This is a genomic window from Microbacterium sp. Marseille-Q6648, from assembly GCF_943181415.1.
Taxonomy (GTDB): Bacteria; Actinomycetota; Actinomycetes; order Actinomycetales; family Microbacteriaceae; genus Microbacterium.
Window position 1 is genome coordinate 46,756 of the sequence record NZ_CALPBZ010000005.1, and the last position, 21,211, is coordinate 67,966.

Genomic DNA, 21,211 nt, shown 5'->3' on the forward strand with positions numbered 1-21,211 from the left:
CGAGCCCGCGCATTGACCAGCCGTGTTGGCCGGTCCCCCCGCGCGGACGACAGCCGTGAGTATTGCACCTCACGGCGAACCTGTACAGAGGCTGTGTGAAATATTGCGGCGCCGTGTCGTTAGGGGAACAAACCACCCTGGGGGTTAGGATCCGCCGCGGGCCAGTTGACACTCGTTCGCACCTAGCGTGGGCGCGGCGGCATCCGAGATCACGATCCCGTAGGGGCTCGCGGCGCAGGTCGCGTCACCGAGGAATCCGCCCGACGATCCCCCGAAGATCACGGCCGCCGATGAGGTTCCGCTGACGCGGAGTCCGTCGATGGCCGGGGCGGCGTCCGCATCGACCTGGACGCCGACGTCACCACCCGAGATGGCGTTGTCCGCCCACGACGGATCTGCGGATCCCGTCGCGGCGAGCCCCACGCGGTTGTCGCGGAAGCTGCTCGAGCCGACCGATCCGCCGGCCTGGTCGAGGAACAGCAAGCCGACCTCGCCGTTGTCGGCGAACACCGACCCCTCGATGCTCACGCGATGCCCGCCCGCCACCGCGACGCCGGCCCAGCCGTTGCGGGCGAACACCGAGTCGGTGACCTCCAGCGTCGTTCCGCGCCCGGAGCCTTCGTCGCCCTGCGCCGACATGTACACGCCTGCGCCGCCGGCGCCGCCTTCATCCGCCCGAGCTCCCGCGATCCGCACGTTCGACAGGGCGACGGATGCAGACGGCCCGGCGACCAGCCCCGAAGCGGGGTCGTCGCCGACGAGCTCGAGCGTGAGGTTCTCGAGGCGCACGAGCCCGCCGGTGGCGACGATGATGGCGGCGTCCGTCGCACGCGTGCGCAGCACGGTGTCGTCGCGGTCCGACCCCCGAAGCGTCACGGCGGTGAGCAGGACGAGGGTGCTGTCGAGGTCGATGGTGCCAGGGGGCAGCACGACGGTGGTGCCCTCGGCCGAACGCGCGAGGGCGTCTCGCAGGTCGTCCGTCGGGGTGAGCGCGCGCTCCCCCGCCTCCTGCTCGACCGTGCCCAGGATCGATGCGGAGGCGCGACGCCACACGGCCTCGGCGACCGGGGTCGACGGCTCGATCGCGCCGAGTCCGTCGGCGAGCTCCGCGGCGAAGGCTTCGCGGTCGCAATCCAGCCGGTCGCGGGCGCGACGTGCGTCGGTCACCGCGGCGGTGAGGGGGTCCTCCTCCGCCTCCGGCCCGTCGTCATCCGGCGTCGTCGGCGGCTCGCCCGCGGCATCCGGCTCGTACCCGGCGGCCAGCTGCGCTACGGCATCGACGATGCCGGACGCGGCATCGGTACATGCCTGTTCGAGAATCTCTCCCGGGATGCCGGCCTGCGTCGGCTCTGCGGATGGTTGCGGCCCGCACCCGGTGAGCACGCCTATGAGCGCGATCAGGGCGACAGTCCGCGCGAGCTTCACACGCGGAGCATAGCGCTCGTCAGAACCGGATCTCGTGACCGTCGGGATCCCACATCGATCCGCCCGCCACCTCGGGGGCGTCGTCGGGAATGGGGATCACCGCGATGGGGACACCCGGTGTGATGAGCAGATGAGCTGGCCGCGGAGCACCCTCGCCGTCGTTGACGAGCAGCCAGTGCACTCCCCGTGAGACGCCGTCGACGATCTCCTGCTTCAGTTCGGCGAAGTTCCGGCCCCCGACGCTGTAGTGCTCCCCGCCGTAGATGATGTCGATGCGCTTCATACCTCGACCTCTTCGGGCTCGGCGATGACGGCGGGCTCCGGCACGACATAGAGCCCGGCGGGCGAGTTGGCGGTGTAGGCGAGCGCGTCGACCCACGCCATGTTCAGCTGCGGCCTGCGGCTGCCGTAGTACTTGTAGACGAGTGAGCACCGGGGGTGGACCCATACCGTGGTGCGGCCGTCGCCGATGCTCGTGTCGTCCTTCCAGGTGAAATGGAACGCCTCGCCGCGCCGCAGCTTGGTTCCGATCACGAGCTGCAGATGCGCGAGGGTGCGATCTTCGAAGTCCACCTTGATGGTGGCTTCATAGATGAACTTGCCCATATGTTCCTCCGAGACGGCGGGGGAAAGCCCCGAGGACCTGGATGCGCCGGATGACCGACGCCTTCTCTACGGTGCCACCGCGGAGCCCCCCGACCAACGGGGTTGACATCCCGGAGGAGGAGGGAATCACGTCGTCGGAGTGAGGACCACCTTCACGCAGCCGCCGGACTTCTTCTGGAACAGGTCGTACATGTCGGGAGCGATCTCGAGTCCACCGCGATGCGTGATGAGATCCCCGATTCCGAGGGGATCCGCTTCGTCGCGTGCGAGCGGCAGCAGGTCGGGGATCCACCGCTTGACGTTGCACTGCCCCATGCGCAGGGTGAGCTGCTTGTCGAACATCGTCTTCATCGGCAGAACGTCGGCGTCGCCTGCGTAGACGCCGCTGATCGAGATCGTTCCGCCGCGCCGGACCATCTCGATCGCGGCGTGCAGCGCGGCGAGCCGATCGATGCCGGAGTGCTCCAGGACGGGGCGCGCGACCACGTCGGGGAGCATGCCGGTGATCATGTGCGCGGCATGGGCGAAGGGGCTCCCGTGCGCTTCGAGCCCGACCGCATCGATGACGGCGTCGGCACCCCGGCCCTGGGTGCGGGCGATGACGCGCGCGACGTCGTCGTCGCCTTCCCAGGCTTCGACGCCATGACGCGCCGCCATCTCGCGACGTTCGGGCACGGGATCGATCGCGATGACGCGATGCCCCCGCTGCACGGCGATCCGCGAGGCGAACTGTCCGACAGGCCCCAATCCGAGGACCACGACGGTCCCGTCCTTTTCGGGCACGTCGGCGTACTCGACCGCCTGCCAGGCCGTGGGCAGGATGTCGCTGAGGAACAGATACCGCTCGTCGGGCAGGTCGTCTTCAACGAGGATGGTGTTGTAGTCGGCGAAGGGGACGCGCAGCGCCTCGGCCTGGCCGCCGGGCACCTGCCCATACAGCTTCGTGTAGCCGAAGAGGGAGGCGCCGGTGCCGTAGAGGTCGTTCTGCGTCGTCTCGCACTGCGACTGAAGTCCCCGAAGACACATGAAGCACGCGCCGCACGCGATGTTGAACGGAACGACGACGCGCTGACCGGGACGCAGCCGGGAGACGTCGGCGCCGACCGCCTCGACCACGCCCATCGCCTCATGGCCCAGGATGTCCCCCGCGTCGAGGAAGGGCCCGAAAACCTCGTACAGGTGGAGGTCCGACCCGCAGATCGCCGTGGAGGTGACCTGGATGATCGCGTCCGTGGGCTCTTCGATGCGCGGGTCGGGGACGTCCTGCACCTCGACGTGTCTTCTTCCCTGCCAGGTCACCGCTCTCATATCCGGAACGATGCGAGGGCGAGCCTCTCGGAAGAAGGGGGTTGACAGGTTTCCCGTGCGCGCACTATCGGGCACGAACTGTAGATCCGCCTTCGCGCAGGGTCAACCCCCTCCATGCTGGCACCGACCCCTGCCTACTTTCACCCCACCGATCACTTCTCAGTGTCAGGAGGACTCATGAACACGGGTATCCGCCGCGTCACCGCGGCCGCCGTCGCCGCAGGCGCACTCGTCCTGGGCGGCTGCGCCGTCGGAACCGGAGGCGCCGACGACGCAGACGCCGAGTACGCCGCCGACGCCGAGCTGTCGGGCGACGTCTCGGTCATGGGGTTCTCGGGAGTGGACGAGGTCGCGACCTCGCGCCTGGACCTCGCAGAAGCGGCGCTGGGCGAGGCATCGGTCTCGCTCACCGAGGGCGAGCTGGATCTGCAGCAGCTGCTCTCCGCCGTCGCCACCGGAACTCCCCCCGATCTGGTCTACGCCAACCGCGACCAGGTCGGTTCCCTGGCCGCACGGGGAGCGATCGTTCCGCTCGAGAACTGCATCGAGGGCGAGCAGATCCCCACCGACCAGTTCGTACCGGCAGCGCTCGCGCAGGTGACCCTCGATGGGAAGGTGTACGGCATCCCGGAGTTCAACTCCGTCCAGCTCACGATGGCCAACGCCGACCTGCTGAGCGAGGCCGGCCTGAGCATCGAGGATGTGAACTTCTCGAACTGGGATGCGGTGGTCGCGGCGAACGAGGCCCTGCTGGAGAGGGACGGCGACTCGGTGTCGGTGATCGGCGTCGACAGCAAACTCCCCGAGTTCCTGCCGCTGTGGGCCAAGGCCAACGGCGCCGACCTCATCTCGGAGGACGGCCGGACCGCGCAACTGGACGCTCCCGCCGTCATCGAGGCGCTCGAGTGGGCGGTGTCGATCTACGACGCGCAGGGCGGCTTCAGCGCGGTGAAGGCGTACCGCGACTCCGCGGACTTCTTCGGCGAGGGCAACCAGTTCGCCACCGGGGTTCTCGGCGCGATGCCCATGGAGCAGTGGTACGTGAACGTCCTCAACGACGTCTCGCCCGACGCCCCGATGGCGTTCGACACCGTGAAGTCCCGCGACGGTGAAACCCTCGCGTACGCCTCGGGTTCGGCCTGGGCCATTCCCGCGGGCAGCGAGAACCCCGAGGCCGCGTGCCGGTTCGCGAGGGTCATGACCTCGCTCGACGCGTGGGAGGCTGCGGCGAACGCCCGCCTGGAGGCACGGGAAGCGGAGGGCAAGCCATTCACCGGCATCCTCACCGGCAATGCCGAAGCCGACGCGATGATCCAGGAGATGACCACCTCGGGCGGCGAGCCCTGGGACACCGCGGTGTCGAAGATGTACGAGGCCAACGACAGCACCTTCTCGCTGCCCGCCAACCCCGCGGATGCCGAGTTCAAGACCGCCCTGTTCGACGCGGTCAACGCGGTCCTCAACGGCCAGGCCGAGCCCGCCGACGCCCTCGCCACCGCGCAGGAGCAGGCGCAGGAAGCCCTGGACGAAGGTTGGGCTGCGCTGGAGTCGGAGGGCTGACATGTCCGCCGCCGTCGCCGCTCCACCGGATCGCCGCGTGGCGCGGCGGCGGGCCCGCCGCCGGAACACCGGGTCCGCCCTGCTGTTCCTCAGCCCCTGGCTGATCGGATTCGGCGTCTTCACCGCCTGGCCGCTCATCTACAGCGCCTACCTTTCGTTCACCGACTACGACGTGATCAACGATCCCTCCTTCATCGGGACGGCGAACTACGTCGAGCTGATGCAGGACCCGAAGATCGCCCTGGCTCTGGGCAACACGCTGATGTTCACCGCCGTGCAGGTGCCGCTGTACGTGCTGGTCTCGCTCGTGCTCGCGCTGCTGCTGAACCGCGCGGGCCGGTCGGCGGGCTTCTATCGCACGGTGTTCTTCCTGCCGAAGATGACGCCTCCGGTGGCGGTGGGCGTACTCTTCCTGCTGCTGTTCAACGGTCAGAACGGCCTCATCAACACCGCTCTGGGGTGGATAGGCATCGACGGGCCGGCGTGGACGACGGACCCGGCCTGGGTGAAGCCCGGCCTGATCATCATGAGTCTGTGGACGGTCGGCGCGTCGGTCATCATTCTGCTCGCCGCACTGCAGAGCGTTCCCGAGGAGCTGTACGAATCCGCGCGTATCGACGGCGCCGGATTCTGGCGTCAGTCGCTGAGTGTGACTCTGCCGATGATCAGCCCCGCGCTGTTCTTCATCGTCGTGGTGAACACGATCGCCGGCCTGCAGACCTTCGACGAGGCCTACACCGCCCTCTTCGGAGCAGGCAATACGACGTACAGCAACGACGCGGCGCTGTTCTACGTGATCTACCTGTTCCAGCAGGCGTTCCAGTTCCTGAACATGGGGTACGCCTCGGCCATGGCGTGGATCCTGTTCGGCCTGATCATGGCCGTCACGGTCGTTCAGCTGGTCGTGTCGAGACGGCTGGTCTATTACGAGGGCGAGGACCAGAAATGACCGGAGTGCTTCCGCCGCCCACCGTCAGCGCGGACGCGGATCCGCCCGAGCGCGTCTCGCCGGTCCGCGTGGAGCGGACCCCTCGACGCAGCCGCAAGCGCGTGGTCCGCGTGCTGGTGAGCGTCGCGCTCGCACTGCTGGCTGTCGTGTTCGCCTACCCGTTCGTCTGGTTGATCAGCGCCTCGTTCAAGCCACGCGGCCAGGTCTTCGACAACAAGCTGATCCCCGAGACGTTCACGTGGGACAACTATGTGCGCGTCTGGCAGGAGGCGCCGCTGGCCCTGTGGCTGACCAACACCCTCATCGTCACGGTGCTGGCGGCGGTCACCGTCACGATCTCGAGCGCGATGGTCGCGTGGGGATTCGCATACTTCCGTTTTCGCGGGCGGGGGATGCTGTTCGGCCTGGTCCTGGCCACGATGATGCTTCCCGGTGCGGTGACCATGATCCCCACATTCCTGATCTGGAACGCACTGGGGATGGTCGGCACCCTCACCCCGATGTGGGCGCAGAACCTCTTCGCCAGCGCCTTCTACGTCTTCCTGCTGCGGCAGTTCATGCTCGGGCTGCCGCGCGATCTCTTCGACGCCGCCCGCGTGGACGGCGCCTCGCAGTGGGGCGTGTTCTGGCGGATCGCGCTCCCGCTGAGCAAACCGGCCATCGCCGTGACGCTGGTGTTCGAGGTGCAGGCGGTGTGGACCGACCTGATGCGCGCGCTCATCTATCTGCGGGACTCCGCCACCTTCACCATCCCCCGTGGGCTGAAAGCGCTCGTGGACGCCTTCGGATTCGGCGGGGAATGGCACTGGGAGATCATCGTGACAGCGAGCGTCATCGCGACGGTGCCGATGATCATCATCTTCTTCATCGGGCAGCGCCAGATCATCCACGGCATCAGCGCCGGCGGACTGAAGGGTTGATCGCCCGCACAGAATAGGCATCCCATCGCGAGCACGCAACCCCCGCGACGCGCTCCGAGGGTGACCGGATGATGGCGGCATGCAGCTGTTGCACTACACCGGTGACACCCTCCTCACGACGGACGATGTCGCGAACGCACTCATGGCCTACGCCTCGGCCCTGGCGGACTCCCATACGTCGGACGTCGTCGTCGTGCCGATCCTGGACCAGAGGGGCGACGTCGTGATGGCCGAGATGCTGCTCGGGCCCGCGAGCCAGCTCTACAGCACGCCCGCCGACGGCGCCGGCGCGGAAGTGGAGGTCGACGAAGCCGTCGTCCAGGACCTCCGGCTGCGTGCACGGCGCCTGCGCCACCCCGAGGCAAGCCCCGACCGCGGCGAACAATGGCTCGTGCCGGACACCGACCTGGATTGACGCCGACGGGCTTCGGTCACGGCGAAGGGGCACCCACCGGTCGGTGGGTGCCCCTTCGCCGTTCCTCGGATCAGTGACCGCTGACGTTCTGGCCCGCCCCTTTCGCCTGGGTCTTCACGTCGTCGGCCGCTGTCGCGGCTTCGGTCTTCACATGTTCGACGGATTCGGTCGCGGCATCCTTCACGGCGGTCGCGGCATCGCGAGCCGGCTCGCGAAGGTGCTCCCCGACCTCCTTGGCGACCCCCGACACCTCATCGACGAGAGGCTGCGCCTGCTCCTTCACCTTCTCGGCGACCTCCTTCTCACGATCGGATGCCGGGATCAGCGACGACAGGAGCAGACCCGCCCCGAACGCGATGAGACCGACCGCCAGGGGATTGCCCTCGGCCTTGGTGACGGCTCGATCCTTCAGATCGCCGACGTTCGACGCCGCCGATGAGCCGGCGTGCGAGATCGACGAACCCGCATCGTCCGCCGCCCCCATCACGCGGTCGCGGACCGATCCGATCGCGCCCTTGACCTTGTTGGTCTGACGCTCCACCATCTTCGACGGCGAGACCTTGTCGGCGAGCGCGTCGACGTCGCTGCCCAACTCTCGCCGGGTCTGTTCGATGTTGTGACGGATGACATCCGGTGAATCGCTCATCGGTTCTCCTCATTTCTTCTCAGCGTTTCCGGTATTTCTCTGACTGTCTCGGCGGTCTGCGGCAGACCCTGCACCTTCTTGAGCTGCGACCGGCCGACCAACCACAGCACGAGCGCGATGAGCGCCCAGATGACCGCGACGACGACCGCCGCCCATCCGCCGCCCATCTGGGTGGACAGCGCCCACCACAGTGCGACCGATAGGAAGAAGATCGCCATGAGCGCGGCATAGCCCGCGGCGCCGAGGGCACCGCCCGCCTTCGCGGCCGTCGACGCCGATTGCTTCAGCTCGGCTTTGGCGAGGGCGACTTCTTGGCGCATGAGCGTCGAGAGGTCGCGGCTCACCTCTCCGACGAGGTCGCCGAGCGACGTGGTCGCCGCCTTCTGCTCGCTAGGGGTTGGGTCGGACATAGCCATCCTCCGTCGGCGCGTCTCCGATGAGATCGGAAGACGACTGCGAGTAGATCGGCGTCTCCTCAGCCGGGCCTTCCGAGGCGACGCCCGTCGCCGGGCTCGGCGGCGGCATCACGCCCGTGGGAGGGACCGCTCCGGCGGCAGGCACCGCGCGGGGGGACGGCGCCGCAGCGGCCGGTGTCGACCCCGGCCCGACGACGTTCGCCCGGGCTTCGGCGGCCTTCTTCTCATCGGCTGCCGATGAGGCCAGCGCCCGGGTCAGTCTGCCGACGACGACGCCGGTGACCGCGGCGGCGAGGATGAAGGTGCCCGGCTTGCGGCGCGCGAAGCGCTTCACCTCGTCGAGCACGGTGGCTGGCTCGCGCTCGCCGAGCCAGGCCGACATGCTCGCCAGCCGTGTGGAGGCCTGCCGGACGAGGTCGGTCGCGAGCCCCGAGGTCGTCGAGCCGGCGGCCATGGACTGCAGCTCGTCGCTCGTCGAACGCATCCCCCTCGCGAGGCGCTGCTGCTGAGTGCGGGCCTGGTCGCTCAGTTCGTGCTTGGTCTGCGCATACAGGTCGCGCACCTGGTTCTTGGCCTCGCCGGCAACGGCCGACGCCTCCTCTTTCGCGGTGTCGACCACACCGCCGGCCTTGTCGGCCGTCGTGTGCGCCAAGTCCGAAGCCTCGTGCTTGGCGGTCTCGACCTTGCCCGCGTCTGTGGGCACGGCGCCCGGTCCACTCGACGCGTATGCATCGTGGTTGTTCGACATTTCTGCCCCTTTCGAGAGCCGGCCGGTGGGGCCGGTAGGGGCATTCCTAGACGCGGTCTGCGGGAATCACCGCCCCCCTTGCCAAAGGGCGTCCCGCTGGGTTATTGGTGTGCGTGCGGCCGCTAAGGCGCGGCGCCGACGGCGACCGGACGATCCGGGTGGTTCGACCATTGGCTCCACGATCCGGCATACAGTCGCGGGGCGAATCCCGCGATCGAGAGCGCGGCGAACGCATGGGCGGCCGTCACTCCCGAGCCGCAGTACACGCCGACCCCGGCGCCGGGCGCGATGCCCGCCGCCACCACACGCGCGCGGATGACGTCCGGGCTCAGGAAGCGCCCGTCGGCGGCGATGTTCCCGGTCGTCGGCAGGTTGAGCGCCCCGGGGATGTGACCCGCCCGAGGATCGATCGGCTCGACCTCTCCGCGGTAGCGCTCGGCGGCCCGTACATCGATCAGGAGGCCCTCTGTGCCGAGGGCGGCCGCCTCGTCGATCGACGCGCGCGCCAGCCTCCCGGTCGTGAGGACGACCGATCCCGCGGCGGGTACGACGATGCCCGACTCGAGGGGACGGCCCGACCGTGTCCACGCCTGCAGACCGCCGTCCAGGATGCGGATGTCGACTCCGGCGTCCGCGAGCAGCCACCACGCGCGCGCCGCCGACATGGAACCCAGGTCGTCGTAGACCACGACCGTGTCGTCCCCGTGCAGACCCCATCGGCGGGCGGCGGCCTGAAGCTTCTCGACGGGCGGAAGCGGATGCCGTCCGTCGGTCGGGGCGCCGTGCTCGGCGAGCTCGGCATCGAGGTCGACGTAGACCGCGCCCGGTATGTGGCCGTCGACGTAGGCGGGTCGCCCATCGGGTCGGTCCAGCCGCCATCGCACGTCGAGGATCCGCGGGCGCGGCTGCGAGACCATCAGGTCGGCGAGGTCGTCAGCGGTGATGAGGATGTCGGTCACGGCTCTCCGCAGGTCGGTTGTCAGGGACGATGGCGCTCTTCACATGACAGCATGCCCGGCCGCGATCGGGTACTCGGGAGCGGCGACCACCCGTGGATCACAGCCGCTGGATCAGCCGCCGCGCGTCGTGCACGGCGTACCCGTGCCCGTCATTGTTGAAGTACGCCACGACCGCGCGGGACTCGCGCCACTCCGCGATCCGCGCGGCCCACCAGTCCAGATCGGCGTCGGAGTAGCTCCCGGCGTAGAGCACGTCGGGGTCCGGACCGTGGAAGCGCACATAGACGACGTCGCTCGTCGCGCGCAGCTCGCACGGCAGGTGCGCACCGCTCATGACGCAGTACGTCGCGCCGTGACGTTCGAGGAGCGCGAACACGTCGTCGTGGACCCAGGACGGATGCCGCAGCTCCACGGCCACGCGCAGGGGCGCCGGCAGGGCCCGCAGTGCCCCCTCGAGCCGCTCGTCATCGCGTTCGGCATCGGGTGGCAGCTGCAGCAGCAGGAATCCGGCCGCGTCGCCGAGGGGCAGCATCCCGTCTCTGATGCGCTCCGCCCAGACCTCGGGGTTCGCGAGCGCCCGTGCGTGGGTGAGTCCGCGGGGCGCCTTCACCGACATGACGAAGTCGCCGGGCAGCTTCGCCCTCCACTTCGCGAAGGCGTCCGCTCGTGGCCAGTGGTAGAAGCTCGCGTTCAGTTCGACGGTGTCGAACTCTGCTGCGTACACCTCGAGCTGCCGGGCGCCGGTGCCCGGCGGGTAGAGCACGCCTTTCCAGTGCGCGTAGGCCCAGCCCGAGGTTCCGACACGGACCTCGCCGACCTGCAGGTGGCTGCTCACGGCGCCCAGCATGCCGCCCGCACCCCCGGCGCGCACCGGGGTTGACCCTCGTCGGGCGCGGCGATAGCTTGCGTGCCTGCAGGCCGTCACACGGCGGCGACGGGGAGGCGAGGCGCGTCATGGCACGGATCACGGTCGTCCGAGGGGACATCACCCAGCAGCAGGTCGACGCCCTCGTGAACGCTGCGAACACCCGTATGCGCGGAGGGGGTGGCGTCGACGGAGCCATCCACCGCGCGGCGGGCCCGGCGCTGCTGCGCGAGTGCGTCGAGCGGTTCCCTCGCGGACTGGCGACGGGGGATGCCGGATGGACGGCCGCCGGCGACCTCGCCGCCCGCTGGGTCATCCACACCGTGGGTCCGAACTACAGCGCCGGCGAGCGCGACCGCGCCCTGCTCGAGAGCTGCTATCGCCGCGTGCTCGAGGTCGCGGACGAGGTCGGTGCGGCATCCGTCGCACTCCCCCTCGTCGGCGCCGGCGTCTACGGGTGGCCACGTGACATCGCGATCGAGACCGCGGTCGACACCATCGCCGCGGCAGCGACCCGTGTCGAAGAAGCTCGTCTGGTCGCCTACGACGTGGCCGCGCACGGCGAGATCCGGGCGGTGCTGGAGCGGCGCGGCCATCCCGTGTGATCGGGGGTACGGGTCAGCGTGCTCGCCACTCGGACGCCGGCGTCAACGGCACGAGCGAGGGGCGCTCCGCCGACGTCTCGAGCTCGATGCGTCGACCTTCTCGCGCCGAGGCCAGCAGACTCAGCATGATGTCGAGCACGTGCATCGCAAGTCCGCCGTCCGCCCGCCTGACGCCGGTGCGCACGAAGTCGATCACGCCGATGCCGCGCCCGGCGTCCTCGTAGCCGGCATCGGTCGGGCGCACGGTCCACTCGTCCGCCCCACGGGCGCGCACCCGCACCTCTCCGTCGAAGTTGTTCGGATCCGGTACCTGCAGCGACCCTGCCTCGCCGTGCACCTCGATCGGCGCGGCGGTCGACGCGCCGGCGTCGAAGCTGAAGGTGACGGTCGACAGGGCTCCCCCGACGTGCTCGAGAATGCCCGTCACGTGGGTGTCCACCTCGACGGGGATGATCTCGCCGGCGCGGGGCCCCGAGCCGATGCGGCGGGTGTCGCGGGTGCGGGAGGACGCGCCCGAGACCCGGGCGACGGGCCCGAGCAGGTGCACGAGCGAGGTGAGATAGTACGGGCCCATGTCGAGCAGGGGTCCGCCGCCCTCGCGATAGTAGAAGTCCGGATGCGGGTGCCAGGACTCGTGGCCCCCCGAGACCCACGTCGCCACTGCCGACACGGGACGGCCGATCGCGCCGGCGTCGATCGCCGATCTCGCGGTCTGCACACCGGTTCCGAGGACGGTGTCCGGCGCACCCCCCACCCAGGACCCGTTCGCCGCTTCGAGCATCGCGCGCGCGTCGTCGAAGGTCGCCGCGAGCGGCTTCTCTCCGTAGACGTTCTTGCCGTGCTCGAACGCGGCGATCGCGACCTCGGCGTGCGCAGCCGGGATGGTGAGGTTCACCACGGTCTGCACGGCGGGATCCGCCACCAGTTCCGCGACGGTGAGGGCGCGGCATCCGGGGATCTCAGCGGCCAGCGCCTCGGCGCGTGAGCGGTCGAGGTCGGCGGCGGCGACGATCTGCAGCTCGGGGTGCCCCGCGAGCGTGTCGAGGTACGCCCGCGAGATGACTCCGAGGCCTACGATGCCGATGCCGTGCGGCTTGCCCACAGCAGTCCCCTTTCGATGATGGTGCGGACGTTCGCGTCGGCGAGGACGTCGAGGCTGTGGCCCGGGGTGGCGACGAAGATGCGCCCTGCTCCCCATTCGCGCGTCCATACGGCCGGCGACACGATCGGCCGGTGCCACGGGTGGTACGGCTGCACCGGGTGGGTGGTGGTGGCGAGCACGTCGATGAGGTCGTCGTGCAGCACCCAGTACTGCTCGGTGTCGAGCGTGAAGTCGTCGAGTCCCGCAGTGATCTCGTGCGAGCGGCCGAGGTCGGTGAGCTCGACGGTGTAGGGCAGGTAGTTGTCGGATTCTCCGTTGCCGCACTGGTCGGGATGCTTCGACGGGTGCGTGGCGAATTGGCCGCCGATCAGCTGCAGGTAGTCGGAGGTGTTGCGATACGAGTCGGCGATGCCCCCGTGCCAGCCTGCGAGTCCCGTGCCGCGCTCGACGGCTCCGCGCAGACCCGCGAAGGCCTCCCGCGAGATCTCGGACATCGTGACGCACTGCAGGATGAGGTCGGTCGCCGCCATCGCCGCCTCGTCGGCGTAGACCTCGTTGGATTCCTCGACCCTGACCGTGAACCCGGATTCCTCGAGGAACGGGATGTACATGTCGGTGGCCTCGACGGGGCGGTGCCCGTCCCAGCCGCCGCGGACGACGAGTGCCTGTGGCGTGCTCATGCGGGTGCTCCTTCGATCGATGCGGGCGCGACGTCGACGGCCGCGCTGTCGTTCGCCGCGCTCTCTTCGACCGCCGCGAGGACCCGCTGCACCCGCGCTGCGTCGGCGAACGTGGGGGCCACGGTCTCGCCGCCGCCGATCGCGCGTACGAAGTCGACGACCTGGTGGGTGAAGAGGTGCTCGTAGCCGAGCCCGTGACCTGCCGGCCACCACGCCCCGGCATACGGTTGCTCGGGCTCGTTCACCTGGATCCTGCGGAAGCCCTGCTCGCCGGCGGGATCGGCGGCGTCGTAGAACTCGAGCTCGTTCATCTCGCGGAAGTCGAACGCGATCGACCCGCGGTCGCCGTTGATCTCGATGCGGTTGGAGTTGCGGTGCCCGGTCGCCATCCGCGTCGCCTCGAAGACGCCCAGCGCCCCCGATGCGAACGAGGCCGTGAACGCGGCGGCGTCGTCGACGGTCACCCGTTCATGCGGGGCGTCCTCGCGGGCGCGGCCGCCGAGACCCACCGATTCGCCGCGCACCGGGCGAGTCGGCACGAAGGTGCGCAGCGCAGCGGAGACCCGCACGATGTCCTCGCCGGTGAGCCACTGCGCGGTGTCGATGCTGTGGGCGCCGATGTCGCCGAGAGTGCCCGAGCCGGCGCGCTCGCGGTCGAGCCGCCAGGTGAAGGGGGCCTCGGGATCGCTCAGCCAGTCCTGCAGGTACTGCGCCCGCACGTGACGGATCCGCCCGATGCGCCCGTCCTCGACGAGGCGTCGCGCGAGGGCGAGGGCCGGGGTGCGGCGATAGCTGAAGCCGCACATGCTGACCGCTCCCGCAGACGACGCCTGCTCGGCGGCGGCCACCATGCGCTCGGCGTCCGCGACGCTGTTGGCGAGCGGCTTCTCGCACAGCACGTGCTTGCCGGCCGCGAGCGCCGTCAGGGCGATCTCCGCGTGCGTGTCGCCGGGCGAGCAGATGTCGATGACGTCGATGTCGGAGCGATCGATGACCGTCCGCCAGTCGTCCGTGGACTCCGGCACGCCGTAGGATGCCGCGGCTGCAGCCGTGCGTTCGGCATCGCGTCCGGCGAGGACGACCAGCTCGGGCGTGACCGGCAGGTCGAAGAAGCGCGGGGCGGTGCGCCATGCGTGGGCGTGCATCCGTCCCATGAAGCCGGGCCCGATCAGGGCGACGCGCAGTGTGGCGGGCATCGTCGGATCCTCTCTCGGCGCACGACGACTCCGGTGCACGCCGGGTCATCACGATGCCATCCGAGCTCACCGTGGCGCAGAAATTTGCGCAATATAGGCCGTGACCCACAGGCACGGGCGTGCGCGGGTCGACCGGGCACGTCAGCTGACCGGCGGTGGAGCCGTGGATCCGCGCACGACGAGCTTGGTCGGCAGCTGCACATGCAGCGACGGGGGCTGCTCGCCGGCGAGGAGCCCTGTCACGTACTCCGCCGCGAGCGCACCGAGGCGCCGCATCGGCTGGCGGACCGTCGTGAGGCCGGGTGAGACCCGCGCCGCCTCGGGGACGTCGTCGAATCCGACCACCGACAGGTCGTCGGGAACCCGGATGCCCAGCTCGCCCGCGACCTCCATCAGGGCGATCGCCGACATGTCGTTGGCGCAGAACACCGCCGACGGCCGGCGCGGATTCGAGAGCATCACGCGGGCCTCGTCTCGCGCGGTCTCGAGCAGGTACATGCCGTTGCGCACGAGAGCGGGATCGATGTCGATCCCCGCATCCCGCAGCGACTTCCGATAGCCCGCGTCGCGCGCGGCAGCCGAACGCAGGTCGGGCCGGCCGGCCAGGAATCCGATCCGGCGGTGGCCGAGGCCGAGGAGGTACTCCATCGCGTCGAGAGAACCGTGGTAGCTGTCGGACTCGACGGTCGGAAGGTCTGCTCGACCGGTGTGGGGGTCGATGGCGACGATCGGCACGTCGACGGACGCGCTGACGACGGTGGGAGTGACCATGATCGCTCCGTCGATGAGCGTGCCGCTGAGCCGGCTGAGCGAACGCCGCTCCCACCCCGTGCTGTCGGCCTGCCGAGAGCCGCTGTAGGCCAGCAGGTCGTAGCGGGTGGAGTGCAGCGCCTGCGCGACGCCCTTGAGGATCTCTGCACTGAACGGCTCGAAGTCGGCGACCAGCACGCCGATGACCCCGGTGCGGAACGATCGCATGCTGCTGGCGACGAGGCTGGACTCGTATCCGAGGCGCTCCACGACGTCGAGCACGCGCTGCACGGTGTCGGCGGCGATGCCGTACCGACCGTTGACCGCCTTCGACACCGTCGACACCGAAACGCCCGCTTCGGCGGCGACGTCGTGGATTGTCGGTCGGCGTCCCATGTCGGTGAGTGTAGTCATGGAAAAGGATTTCGAAAACGTTTGACGACATCGGCGGAGCGGGTGACACTCGTCCGAGCAAGGCGCGCAGCAGCGCCCAGGTGTCCACTCGAAGAGGAGAAGGTTGAATCACATGAACGCGAAGAAGATCCTCGTCGCATCGGCGACGTTGGCGATCGGCGCACTCGCCCTGAGCGGTTGCGCGGGCGGGTCCGGCGACAGCGCGGACGGCCAGAGCATGACCCTCTGGCACAACTCCACGACCGGACCGGGGCAGGAGTTCTGGGAGCAGACGGTGGCCGATTTCGAGGCCGAGAACCCCGACGTCACGATCGAGATCCAGTCGCTGCAGAACGAAGAGCTCGACGGCAAGCTGCAGACCGCGCTGAACTCCGGCGACGCGCCCGACATCTTCCTGCAGCGCGGCGGGGGCAAGATGGCCGCGATGGTCGAGGCCGGTCAGCTCAAGGACCTCACAGACGTGCTGTCCGACACCGCCACCAGCGAGATCCCCGAGGGCTCGTTCCGCGCCAACACGATCGACGGCAGCGTCTACGCGATGCCGGTGGCCGTGCTGCCGGGCGGCATCTTCTACAGCCAGGACCTCTTCGACGAGGCGGGCATCGAGGAGACCCCGGCCACGATCGACGAGCTCGAGGACGCTGTCGAGGCCTTGAAGGCCACCGACGTCGCCCCGATCGCCCTGGGCGGCAAGGACGCCTGGCCCGCCGCGCACTGGTACTACTTCTTCGCGCTGCGCGCCTGCAGCCCGGAGACCATGGCCGACGCCGCCGCCGAGATGAACTTCGAGGACCCGTGCTGGCTGGAGGCGGCGGAGAACCTCCAGAGCTTCGCCGACACCGAGCCGTACAACGACGGATTCCTCACCACCTCCGCACAGCAGGGCGCCGGATCGTCCGCCGGACTCCTCGCCAACCGCCAGGCGGCCATGGAACTCATGGGCGCCTGGAACCCGGGCGTCATCGCGTCGCTCACGCCCGACCAGGAGCCGCTGCCCGACCTCGGCTGGTTCCCGTTCCCGGAGGTCCCCGGCGGCGAGGGCGAGCCCGGCTCGATCCTCGGCGGCGTGGACGGCTACTCGTGCTCGGTCGACGCACCCGACGCGTGCGTCGACTTCCTGAACTACCTCGCCACGTCGGACGTGCAGGAGAACTACTACGCGGCCTTCAACGCTCCCCCGGTGAACACAGTCGCGCAGGAAGCGGTCACCGAGCCGTACCTCCAGCAGATCCTCGAGGCCTACAACGCCGCACCCTACGTGTCGCAGTGGCTCGACACGGTCTACGGCCTGAACGTCGGCAACGCCCTGAACGTGGCGGTCGTCGACCTGCTCGCCGGCAACAGCGGGCCCGACCAGCTGGTCGAGGCCGTCAACACCGCCGCGGCGAAGGGATAGGACCACTCGCATGCGTGTCCGCGAGAACTCGCTGACGGAGACCTCCACTCCTGCCGAGCTCGCGCAGCACGAGGGGGGCGGCGTCAGCGCGTCGCCCCCCTCGGTGCGGCGGCGACGGAAGGGTCTGGGATGGGGCGGCCGCCTGGAGGTCGCCCTGCTGGTGGGCCCCGCCCTCCTGGTCTTCCTCGGCTTCGTGATCTTCCCCGTCGTCGCCGCCGCCTACTACGGCTTCTTCAACTGGCAGGGCTACGGCGTGCCGACGAACTTCGTCGGCTTCAACAACTACCTGCTGATCCTGCAGGACCCCGCGTTCCACGCGGCGCTGAGCCACAACGCCTTCATCGTCGTCATGTCGCTCGTGCTGCAGGGTCCGGCGGCCCTGCTGCTGGCCCTGCTGCTGAACCGGCGCATGCGCGGACAGTCGGTCATCCGCGTGCTGATCTTCGTGCCCTACGTGATCGCCGAAGTCGTGGTCGGGGTCGGCTGGAGTCTCATGCTCCAGCAGAACGGAGCCCTGAACGGTTTCCTCGATCAGATGGGCCTCAGCGGCATCGAGCAGGACTGGCTCGCCGACCCGAACCTCGCGATCTGGACGCTGATGGTCATCATCACGTGGAAGTACATCGGCTTCGCCGTGATCCTCTTCCTCGCGGGACTGCAGGGCATCCCCGAGGAGCTCTCGGAAGCGGCCGCCATCGACGGCGCGTCCTTCTGGCAGACCCAGTGGCGGATCACCATCCCGCTTCTCGGCCCGACGCTGCGGATCTGGGCGTTCCTGTCGATCATCGGCTCGCTGCAGCTGTTCGACCTGGTCTACATCATCTGGGGTCAGTACGTGGCCTCGACGGCGGGCACCTCCACCATGGCGACGTACATGGTGTCGGAGGGCCGCAACGCCGGCAACTACGGATACGGAAACGCCGTCGCCGTCGTGATCTTCCTCATCTCGCTCGTCGTCGCGCTGCTCTACCAGCGCTTCGTGCTGCGACGCGATACGGAAGGCGCGCTGACGGGAGGAAAGCGCCGATGAGCACTGCGACCGCTGTCATCACCACCACCCCTGCCGGCGAGCAGCGCCCTCCGCGGCGCACCCCCCGCGAGAAGCTGCCCTGGGGCAACCCGCTGGTCTACTTCGTCGCCCTCGTCGTCATCGCCCTCCTGCTCGTGCCGGTGGCGTACATCATCCTCGGCGGGTTCCGCACGAACGCGCAGATCACCACAGACCCCGCCGGCCTGCCGAACCCGTGGAACGTCGAGAACTACCTCGTGGTCCTCGGCGGCGACATGTTCTGGCGGCAGGTGCTGAACTCCGCCATCGCCGCGATCGCGACCACGGCCGGGGCCGTCGTGCTGGGTCTCATGGCCAGCTACGTACTCGCCCGCTACCGCTTCAAGGGTCGTGGAGCGTTGTACGCGCTGTTCGCGGCGGGCCTGATGTTCCCCATCACCGTGGCGATCACCCCGCTGTACATCGTGATCCGCAACCTCGGCCTCATGAACTCGCTGCCCGGTGTGATCCTCCCGCAGATCGCGTTCGCCCTCCCCACGACGATCATCATCCTGGTGCCGTTCCTGCGGGCGATCCCCGACGAGATCGAGGAGGCCGCGTTCATCGACGGGGCCTCGCGGCTGGGATTCTTCTGGCGCATGGTGATCCCGCTCGCCATGCCCGGAGTGATCACCACCGGCATCCTGGCATTCATCGGCAGCTGGAACAGCTACCTGCTGCCGCTCTTCGTGCTCAACAACGAGGCGGTGTTCACACTGCCCCTCGGCGTGCAGGCGTTCTCGTCGCAGTACTCCGTCGACACCGCACGGGTGCTCGCGTTCACGTCGTTGTCGATGATCCCCGCCCTCGTCTTCTTCAGCCTGTTCGAGCGCCGGATCGTCGGCGGCCTGACCGGCGCCGTCAAAGGCTGACCCCCTCTCAAGGAGAACCGTGACCATCGTCGATTCCGCGCGCGTCGAATCCCTGCTCGCGCGCATGACCCTCGAAGAGAAGCTCGCCCAGCTGGTCGGCTTCTGGGTCGACCAGGGCGACGACGTCGTCGCGCCCATGCAGGGAGAGATGGCCACCTCAGCGCGCTACGAGGACGCGAGCGTCCATGGTCTCGGGCACCTCACGCGGGTGTACGGCACCCGGCCGGTCGACCCGGTGGAGCGCGCCGCGTGGCTGTGGGGCGAGCAGCGTCGTCTGCGGTCCGAGACCAGGCTGGGCATCCCCGCCCTCGTCCATGAAGAGAGCCTCACGGGTCTCGCGGCGTGGCAGGCGGCGACCTTCCCGACGCCGTTGGCCTGGGGAGCCGCCTTCGACCCCGAGCTGGTCGAACGGATGGCGGGTCTCATCGGCGAGTCGATGCGGGCGCTCGGCATCCATCAGTCCCTCGCTCCGGTGCTGGACGTCGTGCGCGACCCGCGATGGGGGCGCGTCGACGAGTGCATCGCCGAAGACCCCTACGTCGTCGGGACGATCGGGACGGCGTACGTGCGCGGGCTTCAGTCCGCCGGGGTGCACGCCACCCTGAAGCACTTCGTCGGCTACTCCGCGTCGCAGGCGGGACGCAACCACGCGCCGGTCCACGCCGGACCCCGCGAGATCCGAGACGTGCTGCTGCCGCCGTTCGAGATGGCCGTGCGCGACGGCGGCGCGCGCTCGGTCATGAACTCCTATGCCGAGATCGACGGGATGCCGGTGGCCGCGGACCCCGCCGTTCTCACCGGCATCCTCCGCGACGAGTGGGGGTTCGACGGCGTCGTCGTCTCGGACTACTTCTCGGTGGCGTTCCTGCACACGATGCACGCCGTCGCGGCCGACCTCGGCGAAGCCGCGGCACTGGCCCTCGCCGCCGGGATCGACGTGGAACTGCCCACAGGAGACGCCTACCTCGAGCCGCTCGCCGAGAAGGTGCGGGCGGGCCTGGTCGACGAACGCGCGGTGGACGCGGCCGTGCGGCGCGTCCTGGCGCAGAAGGAGGAGCTGGGCCTGCTGGATGAGACCTTCGACGCGCCTCCCGCGTCGATCGACCTCGACTCCCCCGCCCATCGGGCCGTTGCACGCGAGCTCGCCGAGAAGTCGGTGGTGCTGCTGAGCAACGACGGCACGCTGCCGTTGCGCTCACCCGGCCGGGTGGCGGTGATCGGCCCCAACGCCGACGCGGCCGAGGCGCTCTTCGGCTGCTACTCGTTCGTGAACCACGTCCTGGCACATCACCCCGAGGTCGCGCAGGGATTCGCCTCGCCGACCGTGCATGAAGCCCTCGTCCAGGAGTTCCCCGGGGTCGAGATCACGCACGCCCGCGGGTGCGAGGTCGAGGACGAGGCCGACGGCGGCGACACGTCGCTCCTCGACGCGGCCGTGGCCGCGGCATCCGATGCCGACGTCGCCGTCGTGGTGGTGGGCGACCGCGCCGGACTGTTCGGCCGGGGCACCGTCGGCGAGGGCAACGACGTCGCCGACCTCGAACTGCCGGGTCGCCAGCGAGAGCTGGTCGAGTCGGTCGCCGCGACCGGCACGCCGGTGGTGCTGGTCGTCCTGTCCGGTCGGCCGTACGCGATCGACTGGGCCCTGGACGGCCGGGTCAGCGCGGTGCTGCAGGCCTTCTTCCCCGGGGAGGAGGGCGGGTCGGCGATCGCGGGCATCCTGTCGGGGCGCACGTCGCCTTCCGGTCGACTCCCGGTGTCGCTGCCCCGCTCCGCGGGCGCGCAGCCGTACAGCTACCTGCATCCGGTGCTCGGCGGTCCGTCCGACATCACCAGCGCCGACACCACCCCCGCACTGCCGTTCGGACACGGGCTGTCCTTTACGACGTTCGCGCGCACGGAACTCACGACGGATGCCGCGACGCCGACCTCGGGACGCTTCGGCGTCACCGTGCGCGTGCGCAACACCGGAGACCGTGCCGGCGCCGACGTCGTCCAGCTCTACGCCCGTGACGTGCACGCGAGCATCACGCGTCCCGTCGCGCAGCTGGTCGGCTATCACCGCCTCGAGCTGGACGGGGGCGAGGAGCGCATCGTCGAGTTCGATGTGCCGACCGCGCGTCTCGCCTTCACCGGACGCGACGGCATCCGCATCGTCGAGCCCGGCCGCATCGAACTGTGGGTCGGGCCGGACTGCGCGACCAGAGAGACGTCCACAACGGTCGAGCTCACCGGTGGCGTGCACGCCGTCACGGTCGCGGACGGTCGGTTCGTCTCGGTCACCGAGCACGCCTCTCCCCCCGCCTGACGCCGGCTGTCAAGCCCGCGCCC

At 69.5% G+C, this 21,211-nt stretch carries 22 protein-coding genes; 9 read left to right on the forward strand and 13 right to left on the reverse strand.

The window, feature by feature from the left end; genetic code table 11:
• Positions 1 to 144: 144 nt before the first annotated feature.
• The 4 genes from NFR93_RS12365 to NFR93_RS12380 form a co-directional block, all read right to left on the reverse strand.
• A complete protein-coding gene (locus NFR93_RS12365; RefSeq protein ID WP_251453639.1) occupies positions 145 to 1,425 on the reverse strand; it encodes a right-handed parallel beta-helix repeat-containing protein in 1,281 nt (426 codons plus the stop codon).
• 19 nt (positions 1,426 to 1,444) lie between these two features.
• Positions 1,445 to 1,708: a hypothetical protein gene (locus NFR93_RS12370; RefSeq protein WP_251453641.1), complete on the reverse strand. Its 264-nt coding sequence runs from the start codon at positions 1,706 to 1,708 to the stop codon at positions 1,445 to 1,447.
• The gene (locus NFR93_RS12375) at positions 1,705 to 2,031 is read right to left on the reverse strand and encodes a DUF7882 family protein (protein WP_251453642.1); all 327 of its coding nucleotides are present in this window, start codon (positions 2,029 to 2,031) and stop codon (positions 1,705 to 1,707) included. Before NFR93_RS12375 ends, NFR93_RS12370 begins: the two co-directional genes overlap by 4 nt.
• A 126-nt stretch (positions 2,032 to 2,157) precedes the next feature.
• Positions 2,158 to 3,339 (reverse strand): alcohol dehydrogenase catalytic domain-containing protein, encoded by a 1,182-nt coding sequence (locus tag NFR93_RS12380; protein WP_251453643.1) that lies wholly within the window; start codon positions 3,337 to 3,339, stop codon positions 2,158 to 2,160.
• Between the two features lie 177 nt (positions 3,340 to 3,516).
• On the opposite strand from NFR93_RS12380, the gene NFR93_RS12385 reads away from it, so the two are divergent.
• The 4 genes from NFR93_RS12385 (at position 3,517) to NFR93_RS12400 (ending at position 7,183) form a co-directional block, all read left to right on the forward strand.
• A complete protein-coding gene (locus NFR93_RS12385; protein WP_251453644.1) occupies positions 3,517 to 4,899 on the forward strand; it encodes an extracellular solute-binding protein in 1,383 nt (460 codons plus the stop codon).
• A gap of 1 nt (position 4,900) precedes the next feature.
• Positions 4,901 to 5,848, forward strand: a complete 948-nt coding sequence (locus NFR93_RS12390; protein ID WP_251453645.1) for a carbohydrate ABC transporter permease — start codon at positions 4,901 to 4,903, stop codon at positions 5,846 to 5,848.
• Positions 5,845 to 6,768: a carbohydrate ABC transporter permease gene (locus NFR93_RS12395; RefSeq protein ID WP_251453646.1), complete on the forward strand. Its 924-nt coding sequence runs from the start codon at positions 5,845 to 5,847 to the stop codon at positions 6,766 to 6,768. Before NFR93_RS12390 ends, NFR93_RS12395 begins: the two co-directional genes overlap by 4 nt.
• Before the next feature lie 79 nt (positions 6,769 to 6,847).
• Positions 6,848 to 7,183, forward strand: a complete 336-nt coding sequence (locus tag NFR93_RS12400) for a hypothetical protein (RefSeq protein WP_251453647.1) — start codon at positions 6,848 to 6,850, stop codon at positions 7,181 to 7,183.
• Positions 7,184 to 7,253: 70 nt separating this feature from the next.
• Here the strand turns inward: NFR93_RS12400 and NFR93_RS12405 are convergent, their stop codons facing one another.
• The 5 genes from NFR93_RS12405 to NFR93_RS12425 form a co-directional block, all read right to left on the reverse strand.
• A complete protein-coding gene (locus NFR93_RS12405) occupies positions 7,254 to 7,829 on the reverse strand; it encodes a DUF3618 domain-containing protein (protein WP_251453648.1) in 576 nt (191 codons plus the stop codon).
• Positions 7,826 to 8,239, reverse strand: a complete 414-nt coding sequence (locus NFR93_RS12410) for a phage holin family protein (protein WP_251453649.1) — start codon at positions 8,237 to 8,239, stop codon at positions 7,826 to 7,828. Before NFR93_RS12410 ends, NFR93_RS12405 begins: the two co-directional genes overlap by 4 nt.
• Complete coding sequence (locus tag NFR93_RS12415) at positions 8,220 to 8,993, reverse strand: hypothetical protein (RefSeq protein WP_251453650.1); 774 nt, start codon at positions 8,991 to 8,993, stop codon at positions 8,220 to 8,222. Before NFR93_RS12415 ends, NFR93_RS12410 begins: the two co-directional genes overlap by 20 nt.
• Before the next feature lie 122 nt (positions 8,994 to 9,115).
• Positions 9,116 to 9,952, reverse strand: coding sequence for a sulfurtransferase (locus tag NFR93_RS12420; protein WP_502846294.1), 837 nt, complete (start codon positions 9,950 to 9,952; stop codon positions 9,116 to 9,118).
• Positions 9,953 to 10,049: 97 nt separating this feature from the next.
• Positions 10,050 to 10,799, reverse strand: a complete 750-nt coding sequence (locus tag NFR93_RS12425; protein WP_502846301.1) for a DUF72 domain-containing protein — start codon at positions 10,797 to 10,799, stop codon at positions 10,050 to 10,052.
• Between the two features lie 107 nt (positions 10,800 to 10,906).
• On the opposite strand from NFR93_RS12425, the gene NFR93_RS12430 reads away from it, so the two are divergent.
• Entirely contained in the window at positions 10,907 to 11,422 is a 516-nt protein-coding gene (locus tag NFR93_RS12430) for a macro domain-containing protein (RefSeq protein ID WP_251453652.1), read from the forward strand.
• Between the two features lie 13 nt (positions 11,423 to 11,435).
• Here NFR93_RS12430 and NFR93_RS12435 read toward each other — a convergent pair whose 3' ends face one another.
• The 4 genes from NFR93_RS12435 to NFR93_RS12450 form a co-directional block, all read right to left on the reverse strand.
• Positions 11,436 to 12,524, reverse strand: coding sequence for a Gfo/Idh/MocA family protein (locus tag NFR93_RS12435; protein WP_251453653.1), 1,089 nt, complete (start codon positions 12,522 to 12,524; stop codon positions 11,436 to 11,438).
• On the reverse strand, positions 12,494 to 13,204 hold the full coding sequence (locus tag NFR93_RS12440) for a ThuA domain-containing protein (RefSeq protein WP_251453655.1): 711 nt from the start codon (positions 13,202 to 13,204) through the stop codon (positions 12,494 to 12,496). Before NFR93_RS12440 ends, NFR93_RS12435 begins: the two co-directional genes overlap by 31 nt.
• Entirely contained in the window at positions 13,201 to 14,400 is a 1,200-nt protein-coding gene (locus NFR93_RS12445; protein ID WP_251453657.1) for a Gfo/Idh/MocA family protein, read from the reverse strand. Before NFR93_RS12445 ends, NFR93_RS12440 begins: the two co-directional genes overlap by 4 nt.
• Positions 14,401 to 14,541: 141 nt before the next feature.
• Positions 14,542 to 15,546 (reverse strand): LacI family DNA-binding transcriptional regulator, encoded by a 1,005-nt coding sequence (locus NFR93_RS12450; protein WP_251453659.1) that lies wholly within the window; start codon positions 15,544 to 15,546, stop codon positions 14,542 to 14,544.
• 130 nt (positions 15,547 to 15,676) lie between these two features.
• Between NFR93_RS12450 and NFR93_RS12455 the strand changes: the two genes are divergently transcribed.
• The 4 genes from NFR93_RS12455 to NFR93_RS12470 are packed head-to-tail and all read left to right on the forward strand — an operon-like array spanning position 15,677 to position 21,188.
• Positions 15,677 to 16,960, forward strand: coding sequence for an ABC transporter substrate-binding protein (locus NFR93_RS12455; RefSeq protein WP_251453660.1), 1,284 nt, complete (start codon positions 15,677 to 15,679; stop codon positions 16,958 to 16,960).
• Between the two features lie 10 nt (positions 16,961 to 16,970).
• Entirely contained in the window at positions 16,971 to 17,990 is a 1,020-nt protein-coding gene (locus tag NFR93_RS12460; RefSeq protein WP_251453661.1) for a carbohydrate ABC transporter permease, read from the forward strand.
• Entirely contained in the window at positions 17,987 to 18,880 is an 894-nt protein-coding gene (locus NFR93_RS12465) for a carbohydrate ABC transporter permease (RefSeq protein WP_251453662.1), read from the forward strand. Before NFR93_RS12460 ends, NFR93_RS12465 begins: the two co-directional genes overlap by 4 nt.
• A gap of 19 nt (positions 18,881 to 18,899) precedes the next feature.
• Positions 18,900 to 21,188 (forward strand): beta-xylosidase/alpha-l-arabinosidase, encoded by a 2,289-nt coding sequence (locus NFR93_RS12470; RefSeq protein ID WP_502846295.1) that lies wholly within the window; start codon positions 18,900 to 18,902, stop codon positions 21,186 to 21,188.
• The last annotated feature ends 23 nt before the right edge of the window (positions 21,189 to 21,211 follow it).

What these genes read in the sequence shown, in the direction of transcription:
- NFR93_RS12390 (WP_251453645.1), top strand. Translation starts at nt 4,901, where the DNA reads ATGTCCGCCGCCGTCGCCGCTCCACCGGATCGCCGCGTGGCGCGGCGG.
- NFR93_RS12385 (WP_251453644.1), top strand. Translation starts at nt 3,517, where the DNA reads ATGAACACGGGTATCCGCCGCGTCACCGCGGCCGCCGTCGCCGCAGGC.
- NFR93_RS12455 (WP_251453660.1), top strand. Translation starts at nt 15,677, where the DNA reads ATGAACGCGAAGAAGATCCTCGTCGCATCGGCGACGTTGGCGATCGGC.
- NFR93_RS12375 (WP_251453642.1), bottom strand. Translation starts at nt 2,031, where the DNA reads ATGGGCAAGTTCATCTATGAAGCCACCATCAAGGTGGACTTCGAAGAT.
- NFR93_RS12405 (WP_251453648.1), bottom strand. Translation starts at nt 7,829, where the DNA reads ATGAGCGATTCACCGGATGTCATCCGTCACAACATCGAACAGACCCGG.
- NFR93_RS12445 (WP_251453657.1), bottom strand. Translation starts at nt 14,400, where the DNA reads ATGCCCGCCACACTGCGCGTCGCCCTGATCGGGCCCGGCTTCATGGGA.
- NFR93_RS12450 (WP_251453659.1), bottom strand. Translation starts at nt 15,546, where the DNA reads ATGGGACGCCGACCGACAATCCACGACGTCGCCGCCGAAGCGGGCGTT.
- NFR93_RS12425 (WP_502846301.1), bottom strand. Translation starts at nt 10,799, where the DNA reads ATGCTGGGCGCCGTGAGCAGCCACCTGCAGGTCGGCGAGGTCCGTGTC.
- NFR93_RS12460 (WP_251453661.1), top strand. Translation starts at nt 16,971, where the DNA reads ATGCGTGTCCGCGAGAACTCGCTGACGGAGACCTCCACTCCTGCCGAG.
- NFR93_RS12370 (WP_251453641.1), bottom strand. Translation starts at nt 1,708, where the DNA reads ATGAAGCGCATCGACATCATCTACGGCGGGGAGCACTACAGCGTCGGG.
- NFR93_RS12440 (WP_251453655.1), bottom strand. Translation starts at nt 13,204, where the DNA reads ATGAGCACGCCACAGGCACTCGTCGTCCGCGGCGGCTGGGACGGGCAC.
- NFR93_RS12465 (WP_251453662.1), top strand. Translation starts at nt 17,987, where the DNA reads ATGAGCACTGCGACCGCTGTCATCACCACCACCCCTGCCGGCGAGCAG.
- NFR93_RS12395 (WP_251453646.1), top strand. Translation starts at nt 5,845, where the DNA reads ATGACCGGAGTGCTTCCGCCGCCCACCGTCAGCGCGGACGCGGATCCG.
- NFR93_RS12415 (WP_251453650.1), bottom strand. Translation starts at nt 8,993, where the DNA reads ATGTCGAACAACCACGATGCATACGCGTCGAGTGGACCGGGCGCCGTG.
- NFR93_RS12410 (WP_251453649.1), bottom strand. Translation starts at nt 8,239, where the DNA reads ATGTCCGACCCAACCCCTAGCGAGCAGAAGGCGGCGACCACGTCGCTC.
- NFR93_RS12380 (WP_251453643.1), bottom strand. Translation starts at nt 3,339, where the DNA reads ATGAGAGCGGTGACCTGGCAGGGAAGAAGACACGTCGAGGTGCAGGAC.
- NFR93_RS12400 (WP_251453647.1), top strand. Translation starts at nt 6,848, where the DNA reads ATGCAGCTGTTGCACTACACCGGTGACACCCTCCTCACGACGGACGAT.
- NFR93_RS12430 (WP_251453652.1), top strand. Translation starts at nt 10,907, where the DNA reads ATGGCACGGATCACGGTCGTCCGAGGGGACATCACCCAGCAGCAGGTC.